Source organism: Thalassoglobus polymorphus (assembly GCF_007744255.1).
In the GTDB taxonomy this organism is placed as follows: domain Bacteria; phylum Planctomycetota; class Planctomycetia; order Planctomycetales; family Planctomycetaceae; genus Thalassoglobus; species Thalassoglobus polymorphus.
On record NZ_CP036267.1, the window covers coordinates 4372906 to 4393714 of the forward strand.

Sequence of the window (20809 nt, forward strand, 5' to 3'; positions counted from 1 at the left end):
ACCGTTTCGTCATTCACACATCTCACAACATGACAGCAATTCTTGGTATTTCCGCATTCTATCATGATTCTGCGGCTGCGCTGATCGTCGATGGAAACATTGTCGCCGCTGCACAAGAGGAACGGTTCACCAGGAAAAAACACGACGCCAGCTTTCCTGAAAAGGCGATTGAATACTGTCTCACCGAAGCCGGGATCTCTGTTGACGAGCTGGATTATGTTGGCTTTTATGACAAGCCGTTGTTGAAGTTCGATCGGTTGCTGCAAACGTATCTGGCGTTTGCTCCGCGAGGATTCTGGTCCTTTGCACATACAATTCCTCAATGGCTTCAACAGAAAACACATTTGCGCCGTGAACTGCGTAAAGGACTCGGTGGAAAGTATCGCAAGAGGTTCGTGTTCTCGGAGCACCATGAATCCCATGCCGCGAGTGCGTTCTTTCCCTCACCGTTTGACTCCGCAGCTATTCTCACAATTGATGGTGTTGGCGAGTGGTCGACAGTCACGTTTGGGACCGGAAACGGGAATCGAATTGAACTGACTCATGAACTCCGTTTCCCACATTCGTTGGGTCTGCTTTACACCGCAATGACTTATTACTGTGGTTTCGAAGTGAATGGGGGAGAGTACAAATTGATGGGCTTGGCCCCATATGGAGAACCGGTCTACGCCGATTTGATTCGCTCGACTTTGCTCGACATGAAATCTGACGGCTCTTTCCGCATGAACATGGATTACTTCGCATACTGTCACGGACTAACAATGACGTCGAAGAAGTTTCATCGTCTTTTTGGCGGACCTCCGCGTCGACCGGAGTCAGAATTGACTCAGCGAGAAATGAATCTCGCAGCTTCTATTCAGGTCGTCACCGAAGAGTTGATCCTGTGCATGGTGGAGCATGTCTCTCAAGTCACCGGAATGCAGAACCTTTGTCTCGCGGGAGGAGTGGCACTGAACTGCGTAGCGAATGGCCGAATTCAGCGCGAAGGTCCGTTCGAAAACATCTGGATTCAGCCCGCAGCAGGCGATGCCGGAGGAGCGTTGGGGACCGCACTTTTGATCTGGCACCAGTTACTGAAAAATCCGAGAGAAGCTCCGACAATTTCAACTCAAGAAACATCAGCATTTGGCCCGGGGCCTCAGCAAGAGGAGGTCGTCCAATTTCTTGAACAGGAGCAGGCTGTTTACGAAATCGAAGAGAATGAAGACGAACTTTGCAGGCGGGTCGCAGCATTGATCGCTGACGGAAAAGTCGTTGGGTGGATGCAGGGACGAATGGAATACGGCCCCAGGGCCTTGGGGAATCGCAGTATTCTTGGTGACCCACGGAACCCGGAGATGCAAAAGCGAATAAACCTCAAAGTCAAATTTCGAGAATCATTTCGACCGTTCGCTCCAGCTGTTCGTCAGGAGAATGTGCATGAATACTTCGAAATGGAGCCGGGCCAATCAAGCCCGTACATGCTCATCGTCACGAATGTTCAACAGTCCAAACGCATCGATGTCAACTCCACTGCGACAGGACTGGAGAAGTTGGAGCAAGTCCGTTCGGTCATTCCAGCTGTGACGCACGTCGACCACTCCGCGCGCATCCAAACAGTCTCTGCCGAACAGAATCGGCTGTTCCATAAACTCCTCACAGAGTTTCATCAGCAAACGAATTGCCCAGTTCTTGTGAACACCAGCTTCAATTTGCGAGATGAACCAATCGTTTGTACCCCACAAGACGCCTATCGTTGTTTTCTGTTGACGGGCATGGATATTCTTGTGATAGGAAACGTCATCTTATTCAGGGAACAGCAACGCCATGCAGAAATTCTCTGAGAGTCTCCAAGCAACTGAATCGCGGTTGCGGGCTTTTGCTTGTGTGCAATTTCTTTTTTTCGTCGTTGCCGCTTTTGTACTCGGTCAGTGGGGAATTTCAAAGGAACCATTGATTGTGATCTGCGTCGGCTCGCTCGTTGTGGCGTGCCTCGGAATGATCGCACCGCATGTGATTCGACCAATCTACCGACTCTGGATGCTTGTCGTCTTTCCGATCGGGTTCCTGATCTCGCACCTGTTGCTGGCTATTGTTTACTATTTCGTGATGACGCCAATCGGGTTATGGAGAGTCCGTTCAACAGGAGATCCGTTACAGCGAGAGCTGACTCCGGACGCATCGACATACTGGGAAAAACGCAAACCCACACCCGCACCAGAAACGTACTTCCGGCAGTTTTAAAGAGCAGTTTTGAAAAAAATGTACGCGAACAGTCTCGTGGAAATCAGTGATTCATTGGATGAAAACCGCTCTTCACGGACACAAGAAACACGAAAGTGTTCTAGAGCAGTTTGCTCTACCGTGTGCCCGTGAAGAACGCATTTCTCAAGGAAGAATGCTGTTCGCCACGAGGCAGAACCTGCAAACCAATTCGAAAGATGCTCTAGGCAATGAATCATGTCTGAATTGAAAACAACACCGCAGAGCGATGACCAAGCGAGTGCAGCCGGAAATGAGCCGAAATCGTTCGAGGAGGCTGCCGAAGAAAAGGAGCTCGGATTTATCGAGGAGTTTGTCCTGTTTCTTCGTGAGAACAAAGCGTGGTGGCTCGTGCCGATTTTGCTCTCGCTGGCTCTCATTTGCCTCGCTGCCTACTTCAGCACATCAGTCCTGGCCCCATTTGTCTACCCGTTCTTTTAGAGGAAGTATCAATTGGGTCTTCAGAAACTCATTAAGCCCCCGGTGGGTGATTCACCGGGGGCTTAATGTCGTTGCCGTGAAAGTCACTTTCATGAATTCAGAGGCTGCTCACGATAAAGAAGAATGCGAAAGCCAATTCGAAATCAGCTTCAGCGATTAATCCCAGCCATGGGCGTCGCGGACTTCGATCATCTTGGCGAGGATTGTGTTCCACGTTTCCTGCTTTTCGAGCATTGAGTTCGGGAACATGCAACCGTCCCAGCAGATGTGCTGAATGCCACGGTCCTGAGCCCCTTCCAGCCAGTATCCGGAGCACTTTACGATATCCAGTTTGCCATTTGGATCATCGGCGGGACAGTGTTTTCCAGTTTTGTCGTGGCTTCCTGATCCATGGACTGTTCCATCGTTTTGTGCGACATGGAAATCGATTGTCCAAGGCCGTAGGGCATCTGTCATTTGTTTGTAAGCTGCGTAGAATTTTTCTTCGCTGTCCCCCTCTTTGACAAGAGCATGTTCGGGAGCGTTGTAGCCCATCAGGTATAAGTAAGTATGAGCCAGATCTGCCTGGAAGCCGAGTGTTTCGGGCATGCCAACTTCTTCGAGCAGGTTCAGCATATCTCGCCAGGAGTGCATTCCTGCCCAGCAAATTTCGCCTTCTGCAGCCAGTCGTTCACCATGATCGGCAGCGATCTTGGCAGCCTCTTTGAAGGTGGCGGCAATTTTCTTTGTGTTTTCGGTGGGGTTCTCTTTCCACTTTTCAACACCGAATTCAGCAGAATCAATACGGATGACACCGTAATTTCGAACACCATGCTCATTGAAGATACGCGCGATACGGCACGCCTTTTCGACAGCGGTCAAAAACTTCTTTTGCGATTCAGCATCACCCATTGAGGAATCGCCAACAGTCCCGGGCCAGACTGGAGCGACCAGAGAGCCGACACTAAAACCGTGGCTGGCGATTTTGTCGGCAATCGCTCTAAGTTCATCGTCAGACGCTTCAGGATCCGTGTGAGGCAGAAACAGGAAGTAATCGATCCCGTCAAACTTCACTCCGTTGACTTCCGCCCCGGCGGTCAGTTCCAGCATCCGGTCGAGCGAGATCGGTGGGTTTTCTGTTCCATCTTCTTTTCCAACCAGTCCGGGCCACATGGCGTTATGTAACTTGGGGGATGCATGGGACATGAAAAGTTCCTCAGCTAAGTGATATCAAATGAAGATCAATAAAGGATTCAACGAAGGTCTCGCAGGGAGATTTTGAGTCCATCATTGGGGACGTTTGTGATGAAAGACTTCTCAGTGATTGCGAGACCAAATTCTTGTATTTGAGGTGATTCAAGGTGAAGCAAAAGCATGGCGAATTGAATTTGATTTGTCGACCGAGGACCGGTTGTTCAAGGATTGACGAGTTCGTTCATGAAATCGACGTACGGAAGGCCATTGGTTCGCCCGCCATCATCAGACCAGTCCTCGCGATTTACGAATAGTCCATTCAAGGGACATCAACCCGATGAAAATCAACAAGGGAGGCCAGCCATCCCAAAGGTTGATGCGACGATAACGTTTGAGTTCTTCAGGAATGCCCTCCTGCCGTAAGCTCTCAAGGAACTCTCCAAAATTTTCGGGAGGAATCACCTGGCCGCTCGTTGTTTCAGCGATTTCGGTCATCATCCCGGGATCGGCTGCCGGGTTGTCCATTTCGATATCGCGTGAATCAATGACGAATCGAGTTGATGCGGGCAAGCCGAGCGTTTTTCCGTCGTGTGTTCCTTTGACTGTGACCCAATAATCTCCCGGTTCAGTTGTCTCTGTGAAGTCCGCGAGACCATGATCTCCAAAGCGTTGCGGTGGAACCTTTAAGGTCTCACCTGTCGGCGTGAGGACTTCGACTTGAAAATTCGCATCGGGGATAGGGACACCATTTTCTGTTTGAGCACCGAATTCCAGGGGAACCTTTGAGAGCGGCGAGAAATTTCTCGGCTCGACACGAGCCCACAACGGTTGATCGGATTCGTATTCTTTATGAGCCAGCCAGAGAATCATCTGCTGCCAAAAACGTTGATGCTCCGCTTCGAATCCATGTAAATGCCATTTCCAGGTTTCATCGACAGCAAGGGCCAACACTCGACCCCGTCCAGTTTCAGAAGCGAGGAGCAGCGGCATTTCATTCTTCGTTTCGGCGAGAATTTCAATCGCTCCCGATTTTGGCAAGATGCGAGTTGCCCCGCCAAGCTTGGGTAACTCTTCCCATCGTTCCATGTTTTGCGAGGCTGCCAGAGTCATGATATATCGCTGATCCCCATCGACAGTCGGGACCATCTGGATTGCAGTGTTGATGTGATCTTCCGGCCGATCTTGATCAAGCGGGATCGTATCTTCGGGACTCATTTTGACAGGAAGAATTAACGCCAACGGAGTTGATGCGTACCCTCCAGCTCCAAAGTTGTGCAGCCCGCCGGTCATGAGCAAGCCGGCTCCCTCATGGACGCGAAGTGCAAGTTGACGCAGGAGATCGTCTCCGGAGTTTTCGAAGACGGATGCCGGGACATCTCCAATAATGTAGACGTCGTACTGATCCTTCTTGAAAAAGTCAGGATCGATTTTCGACTGGTTTGCAAATTTTCCAGGCAGGATGACTTGAGTGTCGATTTGAATCTTGGCCGTCTCGTTAAGTCGACGCAAGAATTTTTGTTCCGGCCGCGGGACATCAAAATATGCGACTTTCAACCCTCCTTTGCGGACAGTGATCAAAGTTTCCAGACGATTGTTGTTCAGCTTGACCTCACCGGGATCGGGGACAACTTCAGCAGCGATTTTGTATTCGCCCGCCTGCTCCGCAACAAAAGAGAGCTCGACGGGGACTGTGACGGAGTTCTTATTTGTTTCGATGTCCCGAAATGGTCTCGCTTCACTCGATAACGGAATTTCGACAAGCTCTCCTGACTCGCCCTGCCGTTTTCCGTTTCGATCTTCGATCAACAGACGGACGCGAACTTTCTTCCCCGCTGCTCCGACAAGTTTGAGTTGAAAGCGAACTGGGACAGTCTTCTTTTCAAAGGTGACAGACTGATCGAGTTGCAGGTCTGCAACCGCCAGGTCGATGCCAGCAGTCGAGACTTCAGAAGTTCCAACGACGAGTGTGTGAATCGGAACCCGGAGTTGCTCGACAAACCTTCGCGATGCAGAAAGTGGATCAACATCGTCATCACCGCCGGCTCGCTGAGCGCCATCGCTCATCATGACCATACCGATCAATCGTTCACCAACCGCTTCTTCGCGTATATCGTCGATCACTTTACCGATCGCGGTGCTCGTTCCATCTGCGAGGTTTTCCGGATCTTTCGCGGTACTCAATTCAGAATCGAAATCGATGAACTGCACATCGACATCTTTTTTCAGAAGCTCAAACTGCTCCTGATTGTCGGAGAGAATTTTAAGAATGTATTCACGCCGAGTCAGATCCCCTGGGCCATCGGGAGTGGACATGCTTTTGCTGCGGTCGGTGAGAATATTGAGCTGTAGAATCTGCTTGTCGGTTTCGGAGACCTGAATCGATGGGCGGAGCATCGCCAGAATCAGGATGGCTGCTGCGCAGCACCGAAGGAAAATCAACAGCCGTCGAGAGAATGGAGGAAGATGCTCGACCCGGCTGGGGTACGTCCATAGTACGAGGACGATCATTGTCACAGCTGTGACAATGATCACCGGCCAACTCCAAACAGGTTCAATTACCAGTCTCATTCCGTGCAGTTGCGTTTCTTATGTGGAAGTATTGAATTCAAAATTGCCTATCCTTCCTGTCGAAGAGCAAGTTCGTTGCTTCAGTATGATGTCTCACTTGGCAATATCAACTATGCCGGGAAAGACGAAACAATTGGAACTGTTTTCAGATTTTACCTGCACCGACAAGAACTCTTCATTTTTCCAGAAACTGGAGTTCCCTGATCGAATAGGGAATTCAGTCTGTTTTGTTGCTACCGAGCGAAGTCCTTGCTTTTGACGAGGTGAAATCCGCTCTGATATGGCGTCGCGATGAAAGAGGTTGAAGGATGAATTCTCCATTCGAACCTCAGTCGAACCTCAGACTCTCTCTGCTTCGGTGGTTCGTACACTTCTGTTTAGAACCAGTCCGAAAACTACTGGAATGGTCGCTTTCCTCAACGTTTGAGAGAGCAATTTCAAGTTTCAGGATCAGTTCTACAAAAAAAGGCCGCTGAAACGAGTTCAGCGGCCTTTTACCTGAGACGTTTGCTCTCTTCCGAGGGGGGGGACGGAGGAGAACAGACAGACTTTAGTTAGGTAGTCCCAGCAGTTCTTCTTCTTCTTCCTGGATGATGATTCGAGGAGTCACCATCAGCATCAGGCTTTCAGTCTCGCGACCAACACCTGTGTTCTTGAAGAGTCGACTGACATAAGGGATTTTGTTGAGGATCGGAACACCAGCCATGTTTCGGCCTTCTCGTAGAGTTTTCACTCCACCGAGGAGAACTGTTCCACCATCTGGAACACTGACCACGGTGTCGACAGTCACGGTATCGACCACAGGCTGCTGGACGGTCACGTTTCCGGCAGCACCACCGGCGATACCACCGCCTCCGCCGAATCCACCGCCACCTTGGCCACCGCCACCACCACCGAAGTTTCCTCCGCCTTGTTGACCGCCACCACCGAAGTTACCGCCACCTTGACCACCTTGGCCACCTTGCTGACCGCCACCACCACCTGATTGGAAGGAGAAGGTGAAGACGTCAGTCACGTTCGAGAAGAACGGTAACACACTCAAGCGAACATACCGACGGTCAGCTGAGACAACAGCTCGAACTGTCAATTGTGTTCCATCGGGGATCACCTCAATGATCGGTTGGAAGCCGATGTTGAAAGTACTGGCTACGGGGAGGAGTGCAATCACGAATGGTCGTTGTAAGGCACTGGTTACGTTACCGACCTGTCCGTTGAACAGTGTCAGTTTCGGAGCGAACATAATGTTCGATCGTCGGTCACCCTGTGCTGCTCGCACAAACATGAAGGCTTCAATGTCACTCAGAATGGCCATTCCGAACTGGATACCAGCTGTTGGATCAAATCCACCGAATGATGGGGCAGCCAGGTCGAATGAACCTTGTCGGAATGGGATGTCCAGGTTGTCGCTGAATGAGTCTTGTGCACTCAGTCCAACAATCGTGTTGGAAGCCCAGTTGTCGCGGTTAGTCAGGTTGAGTGTTGGCGATGGCGAGAACAAGCTTCCTCCGCCACCACTCTGGTTCTGACCTTGTTGACCACCCTGATTGCCACCCTGGTTGCCACCCTGGTTACCACCAGTCTGAGTTCCACCGGTGGCTCCGTTTTCTGGATCAGTTGATCCGAATGGTCGAATCGGAATGAAGTCGTCGGTGACGAATGGACCACCAACTGTGTCTTGGATGTTGAAGTCGAAGTCGATTCCGATTTGCTCGAAGAACTGGTCACTGACAGTGATGAAGCGAACTTCAATTGTCACTTGCAAGTCTTGGAGACGTCGGAGTTGCCCCAGCAAACCTTCAATTTCCTGGTGAACCGATTGAGTTTGTCGAATGACGAGACTCAGTGTGCTTTCATGATTTGTGACAGCACCTTCACCACCCAGTTCGTCCCAGCTGCCTGGTTCAATTGTTGCGGTGATGAGATCGCTGAGAGCGTCAAACTCGAAGTTCGTCGCACTTGGGCCGTTTAATCCGCCTTGGTTGGCGAGTGGGTTTCCACCCAGTCCACCTGTTGGATTCACGCCACCCAGAGGACTCGCTGGCACTTGAGCCAGTCCGTTTCCGCCAGTCAATCCGCCGAAGGAAGGCACGCTTTGCAGTCCTGAACCAAACCCTGCTCCAGGTTGGAATTGTGAAGTTGGAGGATGAATCGAGACAGGCACGATCAAGTCTGCCACCTGATAAACGGCAACAGTCATTTCACCTTGTTGGCGAAGTCGGCTGGTCACTTTCAACACTTCGTCTTCAATCGTGTAGTCCAGATTGAGTGGTCCCAGTAGCAGGTTCAGTGCACTGCGAAGTTGAATTCCATCAACTCCAATGCTCACTGGTGCACTGGAAGCCAAGCCTTCTTCTGCGAGTCCAGCATCATCAACAACAATGTTGATGCCCTGAGTGTTCGCAATGAACTGCATGACTTCTGCGAGTGGAGTGTTGTCGAAGTGCAGGGCGACAGGGTTTTTGAGGCTGTTGTAGACTCGCATTTCCTGTTCGCTGTGGAACCGTGCATCGGCACGACCTGGTTGACGACGAGCTTTAATGCTTGCCCAGTCTTTCCCGAACGCGATAGGACGTCCATCAGCGAGTGGGTTGACGGAACTTCGTTCAACATCATCGAGTGTTTCGAAGACACTGACTTCTTTGTCGGCACGCAATTTCTGGTTGCGATCATTTCTCCAGGCAAATGTGGACTTGAGGTCCATCATTACTGTGACAGGGTTTTCAGGATCGAGTTCCTTAGCCTGTTTCGCCAAAGCGGAAGCTTCCGGATACCGTCGTTGATCCATCAGATCGTTGAACTTGTCGACGAGGTCAGCCAGTTCCTGTTCGACACGAACTCGAGTGTCGATTTCACGTTGAATCAGGTCCTTGGTCTCTCCGTTGCGACGTTCCAGCTCGAGGATCGGAGCTTTTTGCTTCATGTAAGTCGCAATGTCATTTCGTGAGTTCATCAGTGAAGCAATCAGTGCTCCGGTTTGGTCTTCGCTGAGGCCTGAAGTGTTGATGGCAGCGATTTGCTGATCGATCGCTTCAATGGCTCGTTTTGGTTGTTTGTCACGAAGTTTTTCGGCCTTGAAGATTGCGTTCAAACTATCGCTTCGCAGACGATCAAACTTTGCTTGCTGCTCAGCAACGGTCCGACCGAGTTGGCCTTCGCTTCCGGGGCTGTAGCTTTCATTGCTGGCTTGCATGATGCCTCCGCTGTTTCGTCGTCGCGGAGCGAGTTCACGCAGTTTGTCCTGCAGTTGTTGTTGACGATAAGCGTCGAGTTCTTCACCTGAGTGGTAGGCTTGAAGGAAGGCTTCGTAAGCTGTGTTACGATCTCCCTGACGCAGTGCTGCGACACCCTGGTTGTACAGATCCATTGCTGACGCATCAGCAGTTACTACCAATCCAGAGTTTGGTTTGGCTGCACTTGCAACGCGTTCAGTTGGAGCTTCGGTCAGGTTGAGTGGGTTCCCAGCAGGAGTGGCTGCCGGTTTTGGTGATGTCATTTGTTGGACTTCAGCCATGATTCGTTCAGGGCTGTCTTCGAACAGATCGTAGGTGACATCAAACTGGCTGGCTTGAACAGCTTTCTGGAAAGCAACTTGCGAATTTCCTTCCTGAAGGAGCTGGCGTGCTTCTTTCAGCAGTTTAACAGCTTCATCTTTCTGGCTTGCTCGTGGCATTGCTGCAACTGCTTGAGGTGCTGCAGCTGGTGCCGCAGGAGAAGTCGCTGCGATATTGGCAGCATTGTTCTCGGTTTCGCGAGCAGCGATCAAACGATTGAGGTCTTCGCGAGCCACTTCAGGACGATCTTCGAAGAGTCCAAAGGCAACATCGAATTTTTCAGCTTGTTCGATTTGCTTTTGAGCGACTTCGATTTGTCCACTTTTCATGGCTTCTCGAGCACCCTGCAAGTGTGTCATCGCTTGCTGTTTGAGTTTCTGTTGCTCTGCGGCACCGATTGGCTGTGCATTTGCGAATGCAGGAGCCGACGGAGCTGCGGGAGCACTCTTCTGAGCGTTGAGCACTCGGATTTCCTGTTGAACAAGGTCAGGCCGATCATCAAAGATCTGATAACTGGCACCGAGTTGTTCTGCTTTGTTTGCACTTGCCAAGGCAGCGTCGAGCTGTCCAGCTTGCATATATGATCGAGCTTCCTCAAGAAGTTTCAGTGCAGCGATGCGAGCTTCAGGATTCGCGGACGGCTGAGCTGGTTGATCGAGCTGGCGCGGAGAAGCGGCAAAAATCTCCTGACCAGAAATCCGACCAATGTCTGCGAGAACCATTTCTGGAGTCTCTTCGAACAGTCCCCAGGTGACGTTCAATTCCTTGGCTTTCAATGCCAGGCTTTGAGCTTCCTTGGTGTGTCCTTTAAGAATGGCCTGACGAGCATCGTGCAGGAGTTCAATGGCAGCGGCTTTGTTGTCGTCGCTGGAATGAGCCTTCATTGTTTGGCCATTGACCTGTTGAAACGCTCTGGCGGAGCTTTCAACGTCGTTGGCGTCAGCTGTGAAGACTTCTGACGGTCCACCGGGAAGTGCCGGTTGCTTGCGAGCAAGCTCAACAAGGATGTGTTCCGGACGAATGTCAAACGCAGTGTATGTTGCGTTGAGCTCCTTCGCCTGAACAACCTTGTCACGTGCTGCCTGGTAGTCACCGTTCTCGATATCTTTTCGAGAAGCGGAGAGCAGGTTTTGTGCAAGTTGATTGCGACCTTCTGGAGTTGCCGGAGCCGCTTGCGACTGTCCGTTGAATCCAGTCAGTTGGATATCACTCTTAGGAGCCGTGACATTGCCACGAATCTGAGAGATCAACATCTCGGGAGTCAACTCACCCTGTGTGAAGGAAACTTTCCATTCACGTGCAGTGCGAGAAGCCATCGCCGCCAACCGGAGGGCTTCCTCCTGTTGTCCCTGCTGCAGCTGATGCTGAGCCTGGCGAAGGAGGTCATTCACGCGACGTCGATTGACATCGGTGACGACTGGCAAACCACTCGCCTGCTCTCCTTTTGGCTCGGGAGCCTGGATCGCAGGACGTGTGTACTTCTCAAACGGATTTTGTACCGCCTGAGTAGTGTCTTGGGCGTTAATACGACTGCTCAGCCACGCGCTTGCAGTCAGTAAACCACCACAAATCAGTAGTCCCATAAATTTGTACAATGTCGGTCCCTCCTTGGAGTTCTGACAGAAGACGTCCTGCCTGTTTCGATGTCGCACCATGACTCTATTTGCCGCTACTTTGAGGATTGGAAGCTGACCTTAAATCCTGTGGCATACATCAATCGAGCGGATCCTTCCGCAAGATCAATGAGCCGTCTCAGGACTCTTGGACGTTGAAAACGAAATCAATTTTGAAAGGGGTTGTTGAGAGAAGAGAGGTGTAGGCTAATACCGCAGTTTGAATTGAAGGGTCAATAGGGGAGTTTGCGGTTTTTGTATTTCTGGGGGGGAATTGGTTTTTTGAGGGTTTTGACCGGCGAACGTTGCCGATCGCACAGGTCTGTCATTTCTCATTCGTATTTTCATGATCGCTGTGATTCATTGAATCTTTTTCTGTAAAGTCAGCGAAATTTGGAGGTCTCAAGTTTCTCTTGACGCGATCTTCGAGACCGTTGAATGTTTGTATTGAATCGCTGAGAGAGCTGTTGATCTGTTTGAAGTGAGCTTTCTCAGGCTCTGTGTGCCTCTGTCGTCTGTTCTGTGATGTTCCGTGGTGACTAAGGCAGCCTCGCTTTTGTTGGCATTATTTCACGGTCGAATCACGATCATCGAACATTGTTTCGATGACTGCGTTCTCTCTTAACTCGGCGAGAATTTTTTCTGCTTTGGCTTCACGCTGTTTCGCGATAAGTTCGGTTCGAATCTTTTCCTGGACTTCCGGGAACGGAGTGTATGTCGCAGCCTTGCGACCGGTCACCTTGACGATGTGCAGTGAGCTATCGTTTTGGATCACCTCGCTCATTTGCCCTGTTTGAAGTTTAGCCAAGGCCGTACGAACGTCTGTGTTGGCGATACTTGAAGGTTGCGTCCAGTCCCAATGTCCCCCTTTATCCTTGAGAGGGCCGTCGGAATAACGTTGGACAACGTCGGTGAAGTCGGCTCCCTGACGCAGTTCTTCAATCGCTTTATTCATTTCACGAGCTGCATTGTTCCGTGAACCATGTTTTGTGACGGAAACCTGAATCTGTTGCCATTTGATTTGCTCTGGGTGAGCGAACTCTTCTTTTCGAAGATTGTATTCTTTCAGCAGGTCTTGACGTGTGAGCGGGGCTTCGCTGCCCATCTTGCCACGGACGTATTCTGAAGCAAGTTGTCGATTCCCGAATGCGTCCCTCATCGTCGCCAGCGACATGCCTTGAGACTGCAGCAAGGTTTCGAGTTCTGCGATGTTCCCCACATTAAATTGGGTCTGCAGTCGCACAACTTCCTCTGCGAAGAACTCATCAAGCTGTTCGTCGACTTGAGTATATTGTTCTGTCGTCATCTTCGACTTGACAGCATCGACCATCAGTGTCTGTTCGATTTGTGTGGGCAAGCTTTTCTTCAGCAGCATCTCTTGAGCTTTGCGGATCTCACTGGCCGGCATTTGCTTGCGTGCCTGGGCCAGTTTGGCAGCGTACGGTTCAAGAACCTGCCCTGCGAGAATGGGGTTACCATTCACACGAGCGACCACTTCGGTCATCGGGATGATTTCGTCTTCCGTATAGCTTGCGAGCTGGAACTCGCTCTCTGCTTCAGAATTGTATGCAACCGCTTGGCCACCCTGCTTTCGTGGAGGAGGGGGGCCGACGACGGGATCAGCGATATCGTAGCGATGCTGTGAGCATCCTACGGAAAGAATAACCGCCATGAGGATCACGATTCGAGACATGGATCAAACTTATTTCTGATATGCCTGTGAGCTGGCTTTGAATAAAGCTTTCACTCGAGGCGCAAGGTCGTCGTGTTCAATTTCGATGACGCACTCTGGCAGTCTTTCTGCCAATGTGAGTTTCGAGAATCGACTGTCAACTCGGGAAATCCCGATGGGCGGAGAGGGGAGGAGTTGGCTTATATCTCGATTTTCAGCATCACCGCAACACGGATTTCAGAAACTCGACCAATTCCACCCCTTCAGAGGCATTTTCAGGGAGGACAAGGTACGCATTCTGCCGGTCGACGATTCTGAGCTTCTTTCCATAGCGACTGACCAGACGTTGGATTTGCTGAGCATCCCTGTAAGTCAGGACCGCAAAACGATCTTGCTCAAGACGGATATTTTCAATACTCCACTGAAACGCAAGCAACTCAAGTTCTTTCAGTGAAAGGAATTGCGTCGCCTGATCAGGAATCGGGCCGAATCGGTCGCGGATTTCGTTGGAGACTTCTTCCAACCCTTTCAGGTTCGCAACCGCTGAAAGTTTCCGATAGACGTCGATTTTGTGTCGACCTGGGGGGATATAAGAGCTTGGGAGATATGCGGTAACAGGGATATCCATATTGACATGCGGGCTGACCTTCTCGGGGAGTTCTTTCAGCTTTCTCACCGAATTTTCCAGCAATTGGCAATACAACTCATAACCGACCGTCGAAATGTGCCCACTTTGCTCGGTTCCCAAAATGTTCCCCGCTCCGCGAATTTCAAGATCGCGCATTGAGATCTTGAACCCTGCACCGAGTTCGCTGAACTCTTCGATTGCTTTCAACCGCTTGGCTGCCACGCTCGAAACGGTTTTGCCCTCGCTGACCAGCAAATAACAATACGCCCGATGCTTATCTCGCCCGACCCGACCTCGTAGCTGATGCAGATCAGCGAGGCCGTAGATTTCTGCCTGATCGATGAACATTGTATTTGCGGTCGGGATGTCGAGGCCACTCTCGATGATGGTTGTCGCAACGAGAATATCAGCAGTCCCGTTGACGAATTTGCCCATGTTCACCTCGAGTTCTTCCGGAGTCATTTGCCCGTGGGCGATCACGATTTCCGCTTCCGGGACAATCTGTTGCAATCGATCTGCCACAGACTTGATGTCAAAGACCCGGTTATGAACAAAGTAAACCTGTCCACCTCGATTGAATTCCCGCATCACCGCCGAGCGAATCATGTCCGCGTCCCAACGAGCGATTCTGGTCTCGACCGGCAATCGCTCTTGTGGGGCTGTCGTAAGATTCGAGATATCACGTATCCCCAGCAGCGACATGTGCAGCGTCCGCGGAATCGGCGTTGCACTGAGTGTTAACACGTCGACGTTCAACCGCAACTGTTTGAGCATCTCTTTCGATGCGACGCCGAACCGCTGTTCTTCATCAACAATGAGTAACCCCAAATTTCGAAACCGCACATCCTGTTGCACGATGCGATGTGTCCCAATCGCAATATCAACGGTTCCGGCCTCTAGCTTTTCTAGAACTTTCCGCTGTTCGGCTTTGGTTTTGAATCGCGATAACACTTCGATTTGAATGGGAAATTCTGCCATTCGCTGTGTAAAAGATCGGTAATGCTGCTGAGCGAGCACTGTTGTTGGAACCAACACTGCGACTTGCCGCCCGGCATCAACAACCTTGAAAGCTGCCCGCATGGCGACTTCCGTTTTTCCAAAACCGACATCACCACAAATCAGTCGGTCCATTGGCTTTTGCTCCATCAAATCGGCTTTCGCGTCTTCGATGGCGCTCAACTGGTCGTCAGTTTCGACAAAAGGAAACGAGGCTCCAAATTCTTTCTGCCACTTCGAATCCGGGGGACAGGAGAGCCCGACCTGCATTGCTCGTTGCGCTTGCAGCTTCAGCATATCCGAGGCCATATCCGCAACAGCCTCGGCAACTTGTTCTTTCTTTTTAGCCCAGGTTTTTCCGCCAATTCGTGAGAGTCGAGGACTCGATTTTGTCGCTCCAACATACTTCTGCACAAGATGAATGAGCGTCACTGGAACATAAATTTTCACCGCATCGTGGAACTCAATAATCAGGTGCTCTTCCCGTTCATCTTCCGGGCCAATCAGTTCCATGCCCAGATAGCGGCCGATTCCATGCGACAGATGAACAACAAGGTCCCCTTCGTTCAGTTCGAGGAAGCTGTCAATCGCTCGGCTCGCGAGCCGGCGGCCTTTCGATTTCGGGGCTTTCCGGACATGCACCCGGTTAAACATTTCGTTGTCAGAAAGGATGACAACATTCGCAAAAACCAGTCGATAGCCTTGTGTAACAGCTCCAATGCAAAGAGTGATGCGTTCTGCGAGGACGGGGTCTTCCTCTTGAATCAGTTCTGTCAGTCGCTCTCTTTCCCCTTCGTTATGACAAGCTATGACAACCTGTTCTTCCTGTCCGACAATCGTGCCTAACTCTTGAACCACTTCGCTTTTCGGCCCAGTAAAACGTTCAGTCGACTCAATTTGCAAATGCGCAGTGGTCTCGAAACTCGCCTCTGCCAAAGCTGCGATACTTACACTGGGATGCTCGGTGCACTTCGCGATTGTCGCATTCACGCTGAACAAGCCACGGGGGTTTTCGAGCCTCTGAAGGTACTTCTTTCCCTCGTCGACCAAATCAGTGAGTTCAGAAAGAGCGACCCAACTCTCTTGAGGAAGAGATTCAAGAAAGTGGGCATTTCCCAGCGTGCTCGCAGCCTCACTACTTGGAGCCACTGCGACAAGCTCAACCTCTTGTCGATCTTCAACTTTCCTCTGCGTCTCAACATCGAACAATCGGAGCGAATCAATTTCATCACCGAAGAGTTCCATCCGAATCGGGTCGAGCGCTTCGGGCGAGTAGATGTCAATAATTCCGCCGTGGACCGAAAATTCACCCGGTCTTTCAATCGCCGGAGAACGCTCAAAACCTCGCGAAACTAGCCAATTGAGCAGTTCATCCGAGTCAATTTCCTCACCAATCTTGAGCCGTCGAGTGCCTGACTCCCGTTCTTCTTTCGTGGGGACTGGCTGCAGCAATGCCGGAAGAGTCGTCAGCAGAATTTTGGGGCATGCTCCCGATTCCATAAGCTGTAAGACTCTGAGCCGGGCTCCGAAGATTGCGTCAGAAACAGAGTGTTCTTTCGGCAACGTTTCCCAGGCGGGGAAGAGGACAGGTGGCTCATCGATCAGCGAATCAAGATCAACCGCGAAGTCTTCAACCTCGCTGATTCTGGGGAGCACAATGAGAAGTGGTCCCGGGGCTTCTTTGGAGATCGCAGCAGCCACAAGCGCGCAAGATGATCCCCATGCGCCGTCAATTGTCCCACTGTTTCCCCGCTGCATTGCAGCGACAACTTCCTGAAACGACTCAACGCCGCGCAGCGTGTCGATCAACTCCGGTAATTCCCGGATGACGTTTGTCTTCCCGGACATATTGGGAAGAACTGTATCAACGGAAAGTCGACGCGTCTATTTCGAAGGACAAGAACCAATTTCGGAAATGTCTCAGTGATCGAGCAGTGATCGAGCAGTGATCTCTACCATGCCCCTGTGAAAAACGGGACTACAAAACAAAAAGCCCCGCAGTCTATGCTGACACTGCGGGGCTTGAATTGAACTCTCAACAAGCAATTTAATGGACGTTTGGAACGGCCTTTGGATCATCTGCGTTTGCTTGTGGATCTTTCTTTTGTGGAAGCGTTGCTCGTCCCTGGCTGATCGCGTTCGCGAGGTAGCCAAGAATGATTCGAATCGAGCGAATACTGTCGTCGTTCCCCGGAATCGGCAAGTCGACGGTATCTGGATCGGAATCAGTATCGATCAGAGCGACAGTTTTGATACCGAGGATTTTGCATTCGTGAATGCAATTGTGTTCTTTGTTCGGGTCCACAATCACGATTGCTTCGGGCAAGCGATTCATGTCACGAATCCCGCCCAGGTTGCGCTGAATTTTATTCAGTTCGCGACGCAAGCGTGACTGTTGTTTTTTGGAGAACGTTGCCATTTCTCCACTGTTTTCCATCGCTTCCAGTTCTTCGAGTCTTTTCAAGCGACTGCGAACTGTACGGAAGTTGGTGAGAGTTCCACCCAACCATCGTTCTGTACAGTACGGCATTCCGCACTGCTCAGCGATGTTGCGAACGATATCGACAGCTTGTCGTTTCGTCCCCACGAAGAGAATCAAACTCCCCTGAGCTGAAACTTTGTAAAGGTATTTTTGAGCTCGAACGAGTCCACGGATGGTCTCTTTGAGATCGATGATATGGATGTTGTTGCGTTTTCCGTAAATGTACGGTCGCATTTTGGGGTTCCACTTACTGGTCTTGTGACCAAAGTGAACACCAGCATCAAGAATGTCTTTTACGATAATTTCAGCCACGCTTTTGTTCTCCAGACATTGGGAACTCATCCAAAACCGCATTCAGTCTCTCAAAAAGAGAGCTCATCAATGCATCGGCTTCCAGATAAGTCATGAAAACTGCTCCGAAAACTATTGTGTTTTATTGATTTCGGACAGTTCTTGGGCATTTGCCCAAACGGTTGAATGTCAGACAAGTTACATCACCTGTCAGTTCAAGAAAGGACGTTTTCTGCGGAGGGTTTGAACAGAATTTGAATAGAACTGTTCTCGCCAACCTGGTTTCAAAACTGTTGACCTCACAATAAAAACGACATGTGAAATCAGCAACATGCAAACAACCATGCTGCCGGTCAACAGACGAATCGCGAATCCTAATGACTCAACTGTTCCGAGTCAAACAAGCTCGTCGAGAGAAATTCAACAGAATCCTGATCCCTCAATTCGTCATAAACAATTCACTATAAAGCAGTACCGTAACCGGAGTTTCCGCCGGCAATCCCTCTGAGGCTGCCGGAACGATGACAAAACCGTCTGCTCGAGTTGTCGACGAGAGGATTGAGGCTCCGCTGATCGCCAACGGGATTGCTTTTCCGGCTTCGACTCGGACTCGGCAATAGTCCGTCCTGCCGATGGCTGATGCGATCTTTCTGCCTAAAGGAAGTTCAATTGTGCGAAAGGGCCAACTTTTTGACCGACCTGCAAGTTGTCGAATCGCTCGGCCTGCAAAGAAGTCATAAGCACACAAGCATGAGACCGGATTCCCGGGCAACAAAACAACGATCGCGTTTCCGATACGTCCGAGACCTGTCGGGCTCGAAGGACGCATCGCCACGCCATGAATGGGAAGTTCGCCAAGTCTGGCAACGAGTCCGGGAGCAAAATCTTCTGCCCCGACACTAGAACCGCCCGAAACGAGAATCACATCCGCACCCGGTTCGAGCAAGGCATTTCGAATCGCACTCTCGCTATCTTCGATGAAGCGGACAGATTCCAGAATCCCGCCATCCCGAGGAATTGTCCCACTCAACAGGGAGGAATTGGCTTCATAGATTTGGTGTGGTCGCTTCTGCTCACCTGGTCTGACGAGTTCGTTTCCTGTGATAATCACTCGTACGAATGGTTGCTTCCGAACGGTGACTTTCGCTTGCCCAATTGAAGCAATCACCGCGACATCCTGCGGCCTGAGGATGCGACCGGCATCAACCACGGTTCCCCCAATCTGGATATCTTCGCCTGTTCTTCCGATATGTTTGAACTGCCCGACAGTCAGCGAAATAAGAACATTGTCATCCACCACTTCCGTATACTCCGCCGGAACCACAGCGCTGGCTCCTCTCGGAATTGGGGCTCCCGTCATCGTTCGAACAGCTTGCCCCGAGCGAATTTCCCCTGAATATCCGTTGCTTGGCATTGAGTCGCCAACGACCTGTAACCGAATGGGGTTGTAGTCGCTTGCACCTGTTGTTTCGTCCGCAATGACTGCGTACCCGTCCATGGCGGATCGATCAAATCCGGGAACATCGATTTGCGAAACGACTCTCTCTGCGAGAGTCCGTCCGTGTGACAATTCGAGCGAGATCTCTTCGACTTGCTGTGGGATCTCCTGAACTGCCCCATCCAGCCAAGCAAGTGCCTCATCGACAGTGCTTCTGGACTGAAATCCGGACATACGAATATCTTGTGGCGACATAAAGCTGCATTCTCAGCTGGTTTTGGATCGCAGAATTTTCAGGCGAGATCGTAATTCGCCTCGCTGACTCATGGGATGAGACCAATCACATCAACATCGTACTTGATTTGTAATTTGAATTGGTAATGTGGGATGGAAACAACTTGGCTGGAAAAACGTGAGAGCCCGAGGCGTGAGTAATCAGGGTGACAGGGTGACAGAGTGACAGCGACGCGACGCCAACACGTTGGCAAGGGGCTCAGCATGCGAGGGCTTCCGAGATTGTACGAAATGTGTTCGAGAAGTGTTCAATTCGGGGCCATCAGGAGTCTCGTGGCTCGCGAACTGGTTGAATCGGTCTTTCTTTTTATTCGTAGCCTCGCTAGGAGCGCTTGATTTCTGTGGAAAAGGGCGTAAAAGGGGGGTGATACAACTCTAATGCACTCCAAATGAACAGCTACTGATGTCTGAAGTTCAAAGCGAATCAAACACTCTTGGCCAACAGATCCTCGATCAGGTCGATGCGATCATCACCAATTGCGAGTTAAACCGCAAACCGTTGGAAATCGACCCGGCAAGAAACGAGTTGTTCCTTCTGTTCGTGAAAGCTGAGGCAGCTGGTCTGGTTGGTGAAGATTCCGAGCCCGACATTTCCGCTGATGGAATTTGTAAGTCCCTCTCACAACGCTGGGGTTTGCAGGCGGCAGCTCAGGATTCAGTCGTGAATCAAACCCGCCTCAATTCAGAGCAGCTCGAGAAGATGCGAAGTTTGTGGTCAGTAATGCGTATGTGGATGGAATGGACCTACGCTTGGGAACGGTGGGGAGAATTTCATGGAGCAGCTGGCGAGGAAGTCCGGCAGAGCGAAGCTCAAACCGAAACAGCCAGTCAAGAAGCCAGCGAAGCGGCCAGTGACGAGGGCCCATAACATTTTTCGAATTGGCGTCAGCACTCTACCTCGCGGCAATCGGGTTTCGACTGGCAATTCAATTTAGAACCTGTCCGAACACCTCTGGAATAGCCGCTTTTCTTAACGTTTGAGAGAGCAATTTTTAGGTTTCAGGATCAGTTCTAGCAATGACCAGTTCCCGAGACCAGTTCCGAACAACTCTCGTTCAGTGAGCTGAAAGTTTCATGCCGCAGACCGGGATTTCTTTGTGGTGCCAAGCTGTGGTGCCAATTTGCTGCGAGCGCCAATTTGCAGAGAGTGCCTGAAATTGAATTTGACGGGCTATAAAATCGTTGAATTGTCAAGAATCGCGGGGCGAGTCAGTTTGACCGCCATCTCTCTGTCAGGAATGCTTTTTCAGCAGCAGCGTGCGAGTGTCTCTGATTTACCGGCACAACCCGAAGCCGGTTGAATGAACTCTGCCTTCCAACCGAGTTCTGCCGTCTACATGAACTGTAAGTAGAAAAGCGATCAGCAATCTTGAGCGAATTCTCTGGAACTTTTCTGGTTTGAACACGTCTATTTAAGAGGC

11 protein-coding genes are annotated in these 20809 nt (G+C 50.8%); 4 read left to right on the plus strand and 7 right to left on the minus strand.

Annotated features, from left to right (window positions below):
* Positions 1-29: 29 nt before the first annotated feature.
* From Mal48_RS15770 to Mal48_RS15780, 3 genes are all read left to right on the plus strand, one after another.
* Positions 30-1823 carry a carbamoyltransferase family protein gene (locus tag Mal48_RS15770; protein ID WP_145201573.1) on the plus strand — a complete coding sequence of 598 codons (1794 nt, stop codon included), beginning with the start codon at positions 30-32 and terminating at the stop codon, positions 1821-1823.
* Entirely contained in the window at positions 1807-2223 is a 417-nt protein-coding gene (locus tag Mal48_RS15775; protein WP_145201576.1) for an SxtJ family membrane protein, read from the plus strand. The genes Mal48_RS15770 and Mal48_RS15775 overlap by 17 nt, the downstream gene beginning before the upstream one ends.
* Before the next feature lie 216 nt (positions 2224-2439).
* Entirely contained in the window at positions 2440-2682 is a 243-nt protein-coding gene (locus tag Mal48_RS15780) for a DUF5989 family protein (RefSeq protein ID WP_145201579.1), read from the plus strand.
* A 156-nt stretch (positions 2683-2838) separates the two neighbouring features.
* On the opposite strand, the gene Mal48_RS15785 is transcribed toward Mal48_RS15780, so the two are convergent.
* The 7 genes from Mal48_RS15785 to Mal48_RS15815 form a co-directional block, all read right to left on the minus strand.
* Positions 2839-3867 (minus strand): sugar phosphate isomerase/epimerase family protein, encoded by a 1029-nt coding sequence (locus Mal48_RS15785; RefSeq protein WP_145201582.1) that lies wholly within the window; start codon positions 3865-3867, stop codon positions 2839-2841.
* A 273-nt stretch (positions 3868-4140) separates the two neighbouring features.
* Positions 4141-6423 carry a glutamine amidotransferase gene (locus Mal48_RS15790; protein ID WP_145201585.1) on the minus strand — a complete coding sequence of 761 codons (2283 nt, stop codon included), beginning with the start codon at positions 6421-6423 and terminating at the stop codon, positions 4141-4143.
* A gap of 550 nt (positions 6424-6973) precedes the next feature.
* Entirely contained in the window at positions 6974-11557 is a 4584-nt protein-coding gene (locus Mal48_RS15795; protein ID WP_231739626.1) for a hypothetical protein, read from the minus strand.
* A gap of 595 nt (positions 11558-12152) precedes the next feature.
* Entirely contained in the window at positions 12153-13280 is a 1128-nt protein-coding gene (locus tag Mal48_RS15800) for a peptidylprolyl isomerase (RefSeq protein WP_145201591.1), read from the minus strand.
* A 199-nt stretch (positions 13281-13479) separates the two neighbouring features.
* Positions 13480-16731: a transcription-repair coupling factor gene (gene mfd / locus Mal48_RS15805; protein ID WP_145201594.1), complete on the minus strand. Its 3252-nt coding sequence runs from the start codon at positions 16729-16731 to the stop codon at positions 13480-13482.
* 199 nt (positions 16732-16930) lie between these two features.
* Positions 16931-17677: a 30S ribosomal protein S2 gene (gene rpsB, locus Mal48_RS15810; protein ID WP_145201597.1), complete on the minus strand. Its 747-nt coding sequence runs from the start codon at positions 17675-17677 to the stop codon at positions 16931-16933.
* A gap of 418 nt (positions 17678-18095) precedes the next feature.
* Entirely contained in the window at positions 18096-19349 is a 1254-nt protein-coding gene (locus tag Mal48_RS15815) for a molybdopterin molybdotransferase MoeA (protein ID WP_197441749.1), read from the minus strand.
* Between the two features lie 442 nt (positions 19350-19791).
* Between Mal48_RS15815 and Mal48_RS15820 the strand changes: the two genes are divergently transcribed.
* Entirely contained in the window at positions 19792-20256 is a 465-nt protein-coding gene (locus tag Mal48_RS15820; protein ID WP_145201600.1) for a hypothetical protein, read from the plus strand.
* Positions 20257-20809: the final 553 nt, after the last annotated feature.

Excerpts from the sequence above, each read along its gene's own strand:
- Mal48_RS15770 (WP_145201573.1), top strand. The coding sequence starts at position 30 with ATGACAGCAATTCTTGGTATTTCCGCATTCTATCATGATTCTGCGGCT.
- Mal48_RS15775 (WP_145201576.1), top strand. The coding sequence starts at position 1,807 with ATGCAGAAATTCTCTGAGAGTCTCCAAGCAACTGAATCGCGGTTGCGG.
- Mal48_RS15780 (WP_145201579.1), top strand. The coding sequence starts at position 2,440 with ATGTCTGAATTGAAAACAACACCGCAGAGCGATGACCAAGCGAGTGCA.
- Mal48_RS15785 (WP_145201582.1), bottom strand. The coding sequence starts at position 3,867 with ATGTCCCATGCATCCCCCAAGTTACATAACGCCATGTGGCCCGGACTG.
- Mal48_RS15790 (WP_145201585.1), bottom strand. The coding sequence starts at position 6,423 with ATGAGACTGGTAATTGAACCTGTTTGGAGTTGGCCGGTGATCATTGTC.
- Mal48_RS15795 (WP_231739626.1), bottom strand. The coding sequence starts at position 11,557 with ATGGGACTACTGATTTGTGGTGGTTTACTGACTGCAAGCGCGTGGCTG.
- Mal48_RS15800 (WP_145201591.1), bottom strand. The coding sequence starts at position 13,280 with ATGTCTCGAATCGTGATCCTCATGGCGGTTATTCTTTCCGTAGGATGC.
- mfd (WP_145201594.1), bottom strand. The coding sequence starts at position 16,731 with ATGTCCGGGAAGACAAACGTCATCCGGGAATTACCGGAGTTGATCGAC.
- Mal48_RS15815 (WP_197441749.1), bottom strand. The coding sequence starts at position 19,349 with ATGTCGCCACAAGATATTCGTATGTCCGGATTTCAGTCCAGAAGCACT.
- Mal48_RS15820 (WP_145201600.1), top strand. The coding sequence starts at position 19,792 with ATGTCTGAAGTTCAAAGCGAATCAAACACTCTTGGCCAACAGATCCTC.